Annotated in this window: 12 protein-coding genes and 1 tRNA gene; 4 read left to right on the plus strand and 9 right to left on the minus strand. The window is 41.8% G+C overall.

Annotated features, from left to right (window positions below):
* Positions 1–214 precede the first annotated feature (214 nt).
* Positions 215–976, minus strand: coding sequence for a copper homeostasis protein CutC (gene cutC / locus P3L37_RS10515; protein WP_109911317.1), 762 nt, complete (start codon positions 974–976; stop codon positions 215–217).
* 182 nt (positions 977–1,158) lie between these two features.
* Positions 1,159–1,713, minus strand: a complete 555-nt coding sequence (locus tag P3L37_RS10520) for a VOC family protein (protein ID WP_004910664.1) — start codon at positions 1,711–1,713, stop codon at positions 1,159–1,161.
* A gap of 166 nt (positions 1,714–1,879) precedes the next feature.
* Here P3L37_RS10520 and argS point away from each other — a divergent pair, with 166 nt between their 5' ends.
* The gene (gene argS / locus P3L37_RS10525) at positions 1,880–3,610 is read left to right on the plus strand and encodes an arginine--tRNA ligase (protein WP_004910662.1); all 1,731 of its coding nucleotides are present in this window, start codon (positions 1,880–1,882) and stop codon (positions 3,608–3,610) included.
* A gap of 21 nt (positions 3,611–3,631) precedes the next feature.
* Here the strand turns inward: argS and P3L37_RS10530 are convergent, their stop codons facing one another.
* The 4 genes from P3L37_RS10530 to rimJ all read right to left on the minus strand — a co-directional run bounded on the left by P3L37_RS10530 (position 3,632) and on the right by rimJ (position 7,054).
* Positions 3,632–4,204 (minus strand): helix-turn-helix transcriptional regulator, encoded by a 573-nt coding sequence (locus tag P3L37_RS10530; RefSeq protein WP_109911316.1) that lies wholly within the window; start codon positions 4,202–4,204, stop codon positions 3,632–3,634.
* Positions 4,205–4,247: 43 nt separating this feature from the next.
* Complete coding sequence (locus P3L37_RS10535) at positions 4,248–4,484, minus strand: hypothetical protein (RefSeq protein ID WP_004255083.1); 237 nt, start codon at positions 4,482–4,484, stop codon at positions 4,248–4,250.
* A gap of 360 nt (positions 4,485–4,844) precedes the next feature.
* Positions 4,845–6,383 carry a murein biosynthesis integral membrane protein MurJ gene (gene murJ / locus P3L37_RS10540; RefSeq protein ID WP_198634928.1) on the minus strand — a complete coding sequence of 513 codons (1,539 nt, stop codon included), beginning with the start codon at positions 6,381–6,383 and terminating at the stop codon, positions 4,845–4,847.
* 83 nt (positions 6,384–6,466) lie between these two features.
* Positions 6,467–7,054, minus strand: a complete 588-nt coding sequence (gene rimJ, locus P3L37_RS10545; RefSeq protein WP_109911314.1) for a ribosomal protein S5-alanine N-acetyltransferase — start codon at positions 7,052–7,054, stop codon at positions 6,467–6,469.
* A gap of 718 nt (positions 7,055–7,772) precedes the next feature.
* On the opposite strand from rimJ, the gene mdtH reads away from it, so the two are divergent.
* Together mdtH and P3L37_RS10555 are read left to right on the plus strand one after the other, a co-directional pair.
* Positions 7,773–8,978: a multidrug efflux MFS transporter MdtH gene (gene mdtH / locus P3L37_RS10550; protein ID WP_004910648.1), complete on the plus strand. Its 1,206-nt coding sequence runs from the start codon at positions 7,773–7,775 to the stop codon at positions 8,976–8,978.
* A gap of 38 nt (positions 8,979–9,016) precedes the next feature.
* Positions 9,017–9,577, plus strand: a complete 561-nt coding sequence (locus P3L37_RS10555) for a lipoprotein (RefSeq protein WP_110731904.1) — start codon at positions 9,017–9,019, stop codon at positions 9,575–9,577.
* Positions 9,578–9,721: 144 nt separating this feature from the next.
* On the opposite strand, the gene P3L37_RS10560 is transcribed toward P3L37_RS10555, so the two are convergent.
* Both P3L37_RS10560 and ghrA read right to left on the minus strand, forming a co-directional pair.
* Complete coding sequence (locus P3L37_RS10560; protein WP_110731903.1) at positions 9,722–10,273, minus strand: molecular chaperone; 552 nt, start codon at positions 10,271–10,273, stop codon at positions 9,722–9,724.
* Between the two features lie 138 nt (positions 10,274–10,411).
* Positions 10,412–11,353 (minus strand): glyoxylate/hydroxypyruvate reductase GhrA, encoded by a 942-nt coding sequence (gene ghrA, locus P3L37_RS10565; RefSeq protein ID WP_004910644.1) that lies wholly within the window; start codon positions 11,351–11,353, stop codon positions 10,412–10,414.
* 337 nt (positions 11,354–11,690) lie between these two features.
* On the opposite strand from ghrA, the gene P3L37_RS10570 reads away from it, so the two are divergent.
* A tRNA-Ser gene (locus P3L37_RS10570) sits at positions 11,691–11,778 on the plus strand.
* A gap of 8 nt (positions 11,779–11,786) precedes the next feature.
* Here P3L37_RS10570 and P3L37_RS10575 read toward each other — a convergent pair.
* Entirely contained in the window at positions 11,787–13,307 is a 1,521-nt protein-coding gene (locus P3L37_RS10575) for an alanine/glycine:cation symporter family protein (RefSeq protein ID WP_109911311.1), read from the minus strand.
* Positions 13,308–13,311: the final 4 nt, after the last annotated feature.

The following is a 13,311-nucleotide window of genomic DNA, read 5'->3' on the forward strand; positions in this document are numbered from 1 at the left end:
ATAAGGGTTAATTGACATGCATCAACACAAGCAATAATTAAACCATTAATGATAAATAAATCATATTTTTAGTCTTCTTATTGACTATTTTAATGACATTAAACTAGTTGATGACTAAAAAACAATAAGGAAAACCAACGAATTGATTTTCCTTAAAGAATAACAAGCTATGTAAAATTTCTATATCAAAGCTGTGTATTGAGTCCGGCAGCAATTAAACAGAAACTTTTTCTGTAATAGAAATAAAGTCCTTCATCGCTTCGACCGTAGGACCATCCACACAATAATGAGTAAATTCATCTGATTCACTATTAGAGGCCATTGTCACGCCCACTTTGCGGTAACTCATGGTTGATGGTACCGTTTTCCCCGCGGAACTGTGCACCTCAGATAAGCCGATTTCCATAAATTTACTTAAATTGGCCAAACGTACGCCCGCACCTGCCATTATTTGTGGGCCATTAATTTGCTGGCTTTTTTCATGTAGCTCTTTCAAGAGCGGTAAACCTAACTCCGCGCTTTGTTGCTGCCCAGAGGTTAAAATGCGAGCTACGCCGAGTTCCTTTAATTGTTCTAAAGCTAACAATGGGTTAATACACATATCAAATGCACGGTGGAAGGTAATATTCATCCCCTGAGCTATTTCCATCAACGTGTGCATCCTATTGATATCAATGCGCCCTTCACTGTCCAATATACCGATAACAGCGCCTGAAAAACCCATTTCCTTAATCATAATTAAATCTTCACGGATCACGTCAAATTCACTGATGTTATAGCAAAAATCACCACCACGAGGACGAATAATAGGATGAACTGGAATATGTAGTTTTTCTTTTGCCAGTTTCAGGTAGCCATAACTGGGTGTTAAGCCACCATCAGCGGCGCCAGAGCAAAGCTCGATACGATCTGCACCATACTCTTGGGCCACTTGGGCGCATTCAATTCCAAAACAACAGATTTCCAGTTTTGCCATCACAACCTCCGAAATAGAGCAATAAAATACCTGCTTTATGTGCCCCAAAAATAATGAAAAGATTTAATGTTAAACGTTAACAATTCGGCTAATAATGCCATTTATTAAAAAATGTTATCGGATGGATATCACACCGCCAAAAGTTAATGAGAATTATTGATCAATAACGTTAATTACATCACTTATTTTTCACTTTCAATTATCTTTTTTAGCGGAAATGGATGGTATTTAACGGTTACTTCACCATTTGACACTGCTAATGTTGGATTTGGCAACCTTTCTTGCTGCCCTTTAGGCTGGCTCATCTTCATTCGGTACCCTTGGGGCAAAGGGTCAGGTAGCAACTGGAATGCCGAAGTTTCTAGCTCACTTGGCTCAACATCAATTACCATTTCAATATGTTCCCAGCTTTCTTTCGGGTAAATTTTGTCTTTTGGGAAAGGTAATTCAATCATAAACACATCTTGGCCTACGATGTTTAACGGTTCGCTTAGCTCATATAAACGAATCGGCCGACCATTAATTACATTGTCAGATAAAAGTTGCGCACATTGCAGTAACCCTTGGTGCCAACGTTCTGCAGTTGCAAGATGATGACAACGCACTGAAATGTGGTCTATCGGAAAGGATGACAATGATAGGTTTATCTCCTGCGCCATCTGTTGTAATTTACTAATAAATACAGGTAGGTCATCCCATAAATCTTGTAATTGCGAAATTTTGCTAAACTGTGGCACTTAAAGCCCCCCTTTACAAAAACTTATCTGCTAAACAATGGCGCAGACTGTAGCATGAGAGCCCCAAAATGTGGTATAAAACCTGCCGATTTTTCTCTTCCACCTTTTAGTTATGCGCATGTGATGGCACAATGCGGTAACTATGTTCGTAATTTAAGGTAATTCGGTGAATATTCAGGCGATTCTTTCAGATAAAATTAGTGCTGCGATGTTAGCAGCGGGTGCTCCAGAAGGCAGTGATGCACTTGTGCGTCAGTCCGCTAAAGCTCAGTTTGGTGACTACCAAGCTAATGGAGTGATGGGCGCGGCTAAAAAGATGGGGATGGCTCCGCGACAACTGGCTGAACAGCTTGTTAATCACTTAGATTTGGAAGGGATTGCCAGCAAAGTTGAAATTGCAGGTCCTGGCTTTATTAATATCTTCCTTGAGCCAACTTGGGTTGAAAAGCATGTTGAAGAAGCATTAGCTTCACAGCGCTTAGGTATCGCACCAGTCAAGTCTGAAACGATTGTTATTGACTATTCAGCGCCTAATGTCGCAAAACAGATGCACGTGGGTCACTTGCGTTCAACCATCATTGGTGATGCTGCGGCACGTACCCAGGAATTTATTGGTCATAAAGTCATTCGAGCCAATCACGTCGGTGATTGGGGTACGCAATTTGGTATGTTAATTGCCTATCTTGAAAAAGTACAAAATGAAGATGCCACGGATATGGCACTTGCAGACCTCGAAGAATTTTACCGTGAAGCCAAAAAGCACTACGACGAAGATGAAGAGTTCGCGGTACGCGCACGTGGTTATGTTGTGAAATTGCAATCCGGTGATGAGTATTGCCGCCAAATGTGGCGTAAATTGGTTGATATCACTATGCAACAAAACCAAGAAACCTACCGCCGCTTAAACGTCACCTTAACTGAAGATGACGTGATGGGTGAAAGCTTATATAACAGCATGCTACCGGGTATTGTTGCAGATTTAAAAGCTAAAGGTTTAGCGGTTGAGAGTGAAGGCGCAACGGTTGTTTTCCTTGATGAATTTAAAAATAAAGAAGGCGAACCTATGGGCGTGATCGTCCAGAAAAAAGATGGTGGCTTCTTGTATACAACAACCGATATTGCCTGTGCTAAATACCGTTATGAAACCCTGCATGCTGACCGCTCACTTTACTATATTGACTCACGCCAACATCAACATTTGATGCAAGCATGGACCATCGTCCGTAAAGCAGGTTATATCCCTGAATCAATGGCGCTTGAGCACCATATGTTCGGTATGATGCTAGGTAAAGATGGCAAACCGTTTAAGACTCGTACCGGTGGTACTGTTCGTTTATCAGACTTGCTTGATGAAGCGGTTGAACGCGCTCAAGCATTGATCCGTGAGAAAAACCCGGATATGCCTGAAGATGAATTACTTAACGTCGCAAATGTGGTCGGTATTGGTGCGGTTAAGTACGCTGATTTATCCAAAAACAGAACGACGGATTATATTTTTGATTGGGACAACATGTTAGCTTTCGAAGGAAATACCGCTCCGTATATGCAATATGCGTATACTCGTGTGGCTTCTATTTTCAAGAAAGCCAATTTAACCCATGCAGACTTAACTCTGCCTATTTCATTACAAGACCCTCGTGAAATTGCACTTGCGACACGTTTATTACAGTTTGAAGAAACCATTCTAACTGTCGCTCGTGATGGTACACCTCATGTTATGTGTGCTTATTTATATGAATTAGCAGGTTTGTTCTCTGGTTTCTATGAGCACTGCCCTATCTTGTCAGCTGATGACGAAGCCCAGCGCCAAAGCCGCTTGAAATTGGCTGCATTAACCCAAAGAACGTTAAAAACCGGCTTAGACACACTGGGTATTGAAACCGTTGAAAGAATGTAATTCAAATCTATAGGTTGTCTATTAACGGTTCACTTCGGTGAGCCGTTTTTGTTTGCGTTGTTTCGCTAGCTTTGTTGTTAGTTTTTGCAATTCATCGATATATTCATTCGCGCAATTACGGAGTACTAAGTTCCATTTACAAAGTATTTTTGCTTGTTCATAAAGTTCAGGGTTATGCGACAACCGGTTATTCTGTTGTAGCCAATCAGCAACACTCGCCCAGTCCCATAACGGAGATGCCCCTCTCAAACGTTGTACGGGCGCAGGGAAATGACCTTTACCTCGAGCCCCATCTTTCAGCAAAGCCACTGCTTGACGGGTTAGTCCTGTCAATTCTGCAATATCACTTAGCCCAACCAAAGCGGAATCAATAGATTCCACTTTTATACTCATTGATGTACTTTCAATATCTGTAATCGCAGTTTCAATTGCACGATCAAAAGATTCCGCTTCCCTATCAAATTCTAAATAAACCGATTTACCATAGAAGCACACCAATGCATCGCCACAGCCTGCGGCAAATATGGTATCAACTAAGCCTTCCGTATCAGCAGTCACACCCGATAGTGTTAATGTGAAAGTAAATACCGCCATAATTTCCCCATCTTACATAAATAAGCGGCCTAAGCCGCTTGGATTAACCTAAAAGAGCAATACAGTGGTTCACTTTACGTATTATCTGTTTAGCATGCACTTCCATAACTTTTGGCGTTGACCAGACACTCATCATATGTGTTTTGTGTTCACCCACTGCGTTACCACAACGTAACTTGCAAAAAGTATGTGATGAGTTTCCTGCTGTAACCCAGACCCAGCCATTTTCTATCGCATATTCAATAGCAGCCTGAACATGCTTATTTGGGTGTTTTTTCATCGACCTCCGTGATACATAACATAGCCATTGCGTTGACAATAGTCAACAAACAATATCCAATAAATTGAATATTTCCCTGAAATTAATTGTTGTCACAACAACCCAGTAAATATACTCCAAAAATAGAGTTGGCTATTGCTTTTATCAATGAAAACAATTAATTGAAATTTCATGAAATGATTTTGAAATTAATAATTCAGTTATAAAGAGAATAAATTTGCGTAGATAATTAGAAATTGAAGGGAAAGAATCTATGCCTGCTGGCACCTTAACTACATAGATTGCAGAGATAAAAAAGCCCAATTTTATGAGATTTCCTCATTAAAATTGGGCTTTTAAGGTCATTGACCCTCTTATTAATTAGGCAATACTACGTTTCATAAAGTCACGAGGGCGGAACCCAAGCACGTATAAAGCAACGAAATAACTTCCCGCTCCAACAATTACGACGCCTATCAAACGTAGCATACGCATCAGCATATTACCTTCTTGCCAAGATGGCATGAAATGTAAGACACTAAATAGCACGGCTCCCATTACAATTAAGGCTATCAATAATTTAAATATAAACCCTTTCCAACCCGCTAAAGGCTGAAAAATATCTTGCTTGCGCAATTGCCAATAGAGAACCCCTGCATTAAAACAAGCTGCTAACCCAATGGATAAGGCTAAGCCTGCATGTTGCAATGGGCCAATAAAGGCTAAGTTCATCAATTGTGTTAATATTAAAGTGACAATCGCAATTTTTACTGGCGTACGAATATCTTGGCGTGAATAAAAGCCCGGTGCCAAAATTTTCACCAAAATCATCCCCGTTAAACCGACACAATAGGCAATTAAAGCATATTGCGTCATTAATGAGTCATGCGCGGTAAAATTACCGTATTGGAATAAAGACACCGTTAATGCTTCAGAGAGTATTGCCAACCCTAACGCACATGGCAAGGCTAATAACAAACAAAGGCGCAACCCCCAGTCCATCAATTGGCGATACTCATTTTGATTACCGCTCGTGAAGCTTTTCGCGAGAGAAGGCAATAAAATCGTTCCGAGAGCCACACCAAGTACTCCAGATGGCAATTCCATTAGCCTATCGGCGTAATACATCCATGACACTGAACCAGATTGCAAAAAAGAGGCGAATATCGTATTGATAATTAAAGAAATTTGAGCGACAGACACCCCAATAATGGCGGGTCCCATCATTTTCATTACACGCCAAACCCCGCTATCACGAAATGACAAGCGTGGTAACACTAACATGCCCACCTTTTTAAGATATGGGAGCTGATAGACTAGCTGTAAGACACCACCAACCAGCACCGCCCATGCCAATGACATAATGGGTGGATTAAAGTATGGGGCTGCGAAAGCGGCAAAAATGATCATACTGACATTGAGCAATGTCGGCGCGAATGCCGGAACCGAAAAACGGTTCCAAGTATTGAGAATTGCCCCAGCGAGGGAGACCAGTGAAATCAGAAAAATATAAGGGAATGTGACCCGTAAAAGGTCAGTAGTCAGCGCAAATTTATCAGCGTCATCGGTAAACCCAGGAGCGGTGACATAAATGATCCAAGGAGCGGCTATCATGCCAAGGATAGTCACAATCGCCAAAGCAAGGGTTAGCATCCCGGCAATATAAGCGACAAATGTACGAGTGGCTTCTTCTCCCTGTTGGTTTTTATATTCCGCCAGTATGGGAACAAACGCTTGTGAAAATGCCCCCTCGGCAAAAATTCGGCGTAAAAGATTCGGTAATTTAAATGCGACAAAAAAGGCGTCTGCAGCCGCTCCTGCACCAAAAACTCGAGCGATAATGGCGTCACGAATAAAGCCAAGCACACGAGACATCATGGTCATGGAGCTTACTGCCGCCAATGATTTTAATAAATTCATGATTGATAGACTAAAAGAATACAATCGCATCAGTTTAACAGTGTGCACTGCAACTGACTACGATTGAAAAGTAAATTAGGAATTTAGGCTTTATTCAGCGCCCAAGTGTTATCGGTCAGTGCCGTTAATACATGGTCACGCCACTCACCGTTGATTTGTAAGTATTGCTTTGCATAACCTTCCCGTTCAAAGCCAAGCTTAGTCAATAAATTACCACTACGCATATTATGAGGCATATAATTTGCCATAATTCGGTGCATTTTTTGGTGTTGCTGCATATAACGGATTGCTTGGGTTAACGCCTCATGCATTAGGCCTTGGCCTTGCCATTTTTGACCCAATGAATAACCTAGATAGCATGCATGAAATGAGCCACGTAATACATTACTAAAGTTCGCTACCCCCATGACTTCATTTTCTTCTTTGTCTAATAGTAAGAAATGGAAAGCGCTTCCTTCTCGATGCATTTCATTCATGACTTGTAACCGATTCTGCCAACCCGCAGGCTGGTAATGTGAGTTATCCCTGATGGGTTCCCACGGAATTAAAAAGTCTTTATTCAGGCTGTAATAATCAGCTAGTCGATAATTATCACGCTCATAAGTCAAACGAATAACCATTCTATCAGTGACAAGGCGCACTTTCGGTACATTTGAACGATAACCAAACATCGTTAACCCTTAATTAATAAAAAGCCAGATATTTTCTCTAGTTCCAAGCCAATAACTTAGAAAGTTAAAGTGTAGCTTACAATGCGCTGACGAAAAATATGTTCTGAAAATTAAAATACATCGTTAAGGCCAGCAAGCACAATCAACACCGTCACAGAGTGAAGTATGACCTCTACCAATTATCAATATTCTAAATAATTCGCGCTGTAACTAGGCGACCAGCGAGGATAGCTTGGGGAGCATACACTCGTATGTGACCCAACTAGCCGAACGCAGTCAACACCGTCACAGAGTGAAGTATAACCTCTACCAATTATCAATATTCTAAATAATTCGCGCTGTGACTAGGCGACCAGCGAGGATAGCTTGGGGAGCATACACTCGTATGTGACCCAACTAGCCGAACGCAGTCAACACCGTCACAGAGTGAAGTATGACCTCTACCAATTATCAATATTCTAAATAATTCGCGCTGTGACTAGGCGACCAGCGAGGATAGCTTGGGGAGCATACACTCGTATGTGACCCAACTAGCCGAACGCAGTCAACACCGTCACAGAGTGAAGTATGACGAATATTTATTGATAAAAATAAATCATCGATACCTCACGTTACTATGATAAAAAAATATCATCTATTGAACCCTATTATACTGATATTATTGATAACTGATTTTAAGAAACTTTCCCCCTTTGCTATTTTTCTAATGGTGTCTCTCATGGCGCAAGTGTCACGGGCAAGAAGCCTTGGCAAGTATTTCCTTTTGCTTGACAACATGTTGGTTGTCCTAGGCTTTTTTGTCGTTTTTCCGCTTATTTCTATTCGTTTTGTTGATCAACTGGGCTGGGCCGCCGTGGTGGTTGGTTTTGCCTTAGGGCTTCGTCAGTTTGTTCAACAAGGTTTAGGTATCTTTGGCGGTGCTATCGCTGACCGGTTTGGCGCGAAGCCCATGATTGTCATTGGAATGCTATTACGTGCCAGTGGTTTTGCAGTCATGGCGGTGGCCCATGACCCTTGGGTTTTATGGCTATCTTGCATACTTTCTGCTCTGGGTGGAACCTTGTTTGATCCCCCACGAACCGCATTAGTTATTAAATTAACTCGCCCATATGAACGTGGCCGTTTTTATTCTTTGCTGTTAATGCAGGACAGTGCTGGTGCAGTTATCGGTGCTTTGATTGGTAGTTGGCTACTACAGTATGACTTCCATTATGTCTGCTGGGTTGGCGCTGCTGTGTTTATTATTGCTGCTATCTGCAATGCTTGGTTATTACCTGCTTATCGAATCTCAACCGTCAGAACCCCCATTAAAGAAGGCATGGGACGCGTACTGAAAGATAAACGCTTTGTAACTTATGTGGTCACATTGGCAGGTTATTTTATGTTGTCAGTTCAAGTAATGCTTATGTTTCCTATTGTTGTCAATGAATTAGCTGGCACACCCACTGCCGTCAAATGGATGTATGCGATTGAAGCAGCGATATCTTTAACATTGCTTTATCCCATTGCGCGTTGGAGCGAAAAACATTTTCGCCTTGAACAACGGCTCATGGCCGGGCTATTTTTAATGAGTCTCAGCATGTTTCCGATTGGCATGACAACCTCACTCAATACGCTATTCGCCCTTATTTGCCTATTTTATTTAGGTACGGTAACTGCAGACCCAGCGAGAGAAACATTAAGTGCATCTCTTGCTGACCCTCGAGCACGAGGCAGCTATATGGGTTTTAGTCGCTTAGGCCTTGCTTTAGGTGGAGCAGTCGGTTATACCGGTGGCGGCTGGATGTACGATATTGGTCACCAATGGAACCTGCCTCAACTTCCTTGGTTCTTATTAGGACTCATCGGTTTTATCACTTTATGGGCGCTGCATAAGCAATTTAACCGTAAAAAAATTGAAACAGTCATGTTGAGTGGGCAGTAATGCGCTAAACTAGCGGTATTACTGTAAAAGGAGTCTCTATGAAGAAGTTTTTAATCGCCGCTATGGTAGGCTTTCTCACTCTCTTATCGGGTTGTAATCAATTATCTGAGTTTAGTATTAGTGAGTCACAAATTAATAATTACCTTGCTAATAAAGTAAAATATGACCATAAGGTCGGTATTACGGGTTTTGCTGATGCGGATATTCAGCTCGCTAATTTAAAATCAGAAATTGGCCGCAGTGAACCAGGAAAAGTTGCTTTAACGGGGGATGCAACCGTTAAATTAGACTCGTTGATTGGTAAAGCAGAAGCGCAAATTAACCTGACACTCACTGCTCGCCCTTATTTTGATGCCAAAACAGGTTCAATTTACTTAAAAGAATTGAATATTAGCAGTTACAAAGTGATGCCAGAAAAAATGGATACAGCGATGTCAGCGGTTATTCCTTACTTGAATAGTTCCCTTGAAACTTTCTTTGAAACCCAACCTGTTTATGTGTTAAATCCTGATAATGGCGCGGCTGAAGCAACCGCGAAAAAACTCGCTAAAGGGCTTGAAATCAAACCGGGTAAACTGGTCATTCCATTAGTTGATTAATTTTAACCATAAATAATTTCGATTGTTAAAAGCATTAAAGGCAACAAGAAAATCTGTTGCCTTTTTTATTCAATCAAAATTATTAATCAATACCGCTAACTAAAACATCAGTAACATCGCCACAAAAAAGTGACAACGTCACAATTATTCAGTTTCTGAGTCAAGTTCATCACGCAGAGCAATGACTGCATCACGCGTAATTTGGGCTAAAGTCCGGTAAAAGGTGGTGGTTGCATGCGCTTCAACTTTACCTAAAAAGCTGCCATACCAACTAAGGATATAGCTATCAAATAATTCTTCTTGAGCGGCAGTTTCATCTTCTGCCGCTTGGTCTTCTAACCAAGAAGCCGCGAGTAGCAATGCGCCAAAAGCGTCAGCAGACGCATTCGTCAGGGGCATTCCTCTAACGGTTAAAAATTCGCGAACTTCTGCTTCTGTAATTTCAGAATCGTAATCATTCGCTAACATTGAAACTGAAGGAGATTCCCCTGCAAATAGGGCTTGGTAATCCGCATTAACTGCATTGACGTCGAGGTCTTTTGCCATGCGTGACCACAACTCATCTTGTTCTAATGGCCATGATGCTTTTAATTTATCTTGAGCAATCATATCAATAAGCGGTTTTACGAGGCTATCAGAGGGACTACGTTGAAATAGTGTCCCTAAAATACGGCAGACGATTGAAAATTCGTTCATATATTATCCTATTTTACAGATTCAGTAGTCACACCTCGTGACTGAAGCAGTTACTTTCAGTATATCGAAAAAATAGGAAAGATATTAGGGGGAGATAATTACAAGTGGTCATAAAGACCACTTGCAACAAAGAAGTGACTAATAACCGCGTTGCATATCAACGACACCAACAGGCGCTTGCCCTGCTTCGATGCGTTGGATATTACTGACAATCATATCCATCGCCTCTTTCGGTTTTGTAAAGGCGGCAACATGAGGTGTGATAGCGATGCGGGGATGCGTCCAGAACGGGTGCATTTGCGACAACGGCTCACTCGCAAATACATCAAGTGCAGCACCTGTAACTTGTCCTGATTCAAGGGCTAAAAGCAAATCCTGTTCAATCAGATGGGCGCCACGTGCTAAGTTGATAACATATGCCCCTTGCTCTAACTGGCTAAATAGTTGCTGGTTTAAAATTCCCACCGTTTCTGGAGTACTTGGTAACAGATTAATAATTACACGAGTACCAGAAAGGAAATTAGCTAGTTGGTCATGGCCAAAATAACTTTTTACGTTATCAAGTTGTTTTTCAGAGCGACTCCATGTTCTTACATGAAAACCGAAACTTACTAAGCGCTTTGCAACTGCTTGTCCTAATGCCCCTGCGCCCATCACACCAATGACAAAATCTTCGTGTTGGTAGGCCGGTAACTGTTTCCATTGGCGCTGTGATTGTAATTGGCGATATTCATCCATACGACGAAAGTAACTTAACACTTTTGCACAAGCGTATTCTTCCATTTGAATCGCCATGCCCGTGTCTTCCAGACGCATTACGGGAACCCCTGCAGGCAGGGTCCCAGGTTTATCTTGTTCCTGTTTTAAAATAGCATCCACACCTGCGCCTAAAGCGAAAATTCCCTTTAAATCACTGCGACCAGCGAGACATTCATAAGGAGGTAACCAAACCATGGCGTAATCCGCACTTTGGTTATCCCCTTTTTCCCATTGGCGAATATTCACTTGTGGTAAGCGTGCTTTCATGCCGTCAATCCACTGTTTCGAATCAAAAAATGGATGGTAAAATAAAATATTCATGGCAACTCCTCTTTGGTTTCTAACAGAGTGTGCCGAATGGGATTTCTTTTCAAGTTAATCAAGCCGATACACTGTAAACAATCAGAATTTTGTTAACTAGCTAACGGTTTTTACTTCTGTTACTTGCCGTTTTAAATTAACATTAAAAATATTGTTTACCTTAGCCGATAACATTTGAGGTTAGATAATAATCGAATTGTTTTTTATTTAGCTAAACAGCAACAAAAGTCGGAAAAAGGATAAATAGGGAGTTGACGTAAGACGCTATTTTCCCTATAGTAGCGCCCCGTTGCAGAGCAGGTTTTTATTCCCTACTCCACAACAGATTTAGAAAAACGGTGAGGTGTCCGAGAGGCTGAAGGAGCACGCCTGGAAAGTGTGTATACGGCAACGTATCGAGGGTTCGAATCCCTCCCTCACCGCCATTTTTCTTCTAGTTTTTACCTTCTTCTTCTTGATATACCATCCCTTTATTTTGTTTCTCTTTCGGTTCTATACCTATTCCTTGCGCATGGTATTCACGGCTAATATCTTCCCAAAGTTCTGCATTTTCTATTCCAGCCACTTTCGGGTCAAACACTGGATCAACACCTAATTTTTCCTGCCGTTCAAAGTCACGAAGTGCCCGTAGCGCCGGTTTTGACAAGAAGACAATGGCGATAAGATTAAGATAACTCATACTACCGAACCCAATATCGCCAAGGCTCCACATTAAACTGACAGACTGAACACTTCCCATAAAAACAATAATCAAAAATACAAACTTTAGTATCAGTTTTAGAATGGGGTAACGTAATTTTCTATCAAGGTAAACAATTGTGGTTTCTGCAATATAGTAATAGGCCATCAATGTTGTGAATGCGAATAAAAATACGGCGATTGAGACGAATCCCGACCCTGCGGAAGTAAAGACTGTTGATACCGCCATTTGTGTCCATGCGGTTCCCGCAGCAACCCCTGGAACGTACTCAACTAAGGCCGTTGCCGAACCGTCTGGAAAAACGTTATACATATTCGTGACAAGGATCATTAGACCTGATGCTGTACACACAACAACAGTATCAATGTAAATTGAAAATGCTTGAATTAACCCTTGTTTTACAGGATGGCTTACCTCGGCTGCCGCAGAGCTAAATGTAGCTTCACCCGCCCCTGCTACGTTGGAAAAAACCGCACGGCGTACACCCCATGAAACAGCCGTACCAACAATACCGCCGAATACGGCATCCATTCCCATCGCGCTGCGGAAAATTAAACTGAACATTCCCGGCACTTGTTCGTAATGGCTACCTAAGATGATCACCATCATGACGATATACGCTAACGCCATAATTGGCACGATTTTATCCGCAGCACTCGCAATACGTTTTACACCGCCAAAGATTAGCCATGCCATCAGCACTGTCACAATGCCGCCTGTCGCAATTGGGGGTAAGTTGAATGAAGTTTGAAAGGAGTCAGCTATGGTATTGGCTTGAATACCCGGAACTAGTACACCATAAGATAGGCAAATAACAGCAGCTACCATAATGGCAAATGGCTTCAATTTTAACCCTTTCTCGATATAGTAAGGCGAACCGCCACGGTATTGACCATCAGAGCGCTGCTTGTATATTTGAGCGAGTGTTGATTCGATAAACGCACTTGCTCCGCCTAATAACCCCATGACAACCATCCAGAAAATCGCCCCAGGACCACCCGCGGCAATGGCCGTCGCTACACCGGCGATATTACCCACCCCAACTCGCCCTGATAATGCTAAACAGAATGCTTGGAAGGAGGAAATTCCTTCTTTTGACGCTTTATTTTCCTTTAACAAACAGACCATTTTAATAAGATAGCGAAACTGCACACCACGAGTTGCTAATGTAAAATAGAGCCCAACACCTAGCGATAATACTACTAATGCATTACCCCAGATGTAACCAACGATTGTATTAACGATGGCTTCCATTTTG

This window comes from Providencia sp. PROV114 (assembly GCF_032704305.1).
In the GTDB taxonomy this organism is placed as follows: Bacteria; Pseudomonadota; Gammaproteobacteria; order Enterobacterales; family Enterobacteriaceae; genus Providencia; species Providencia rettgeri.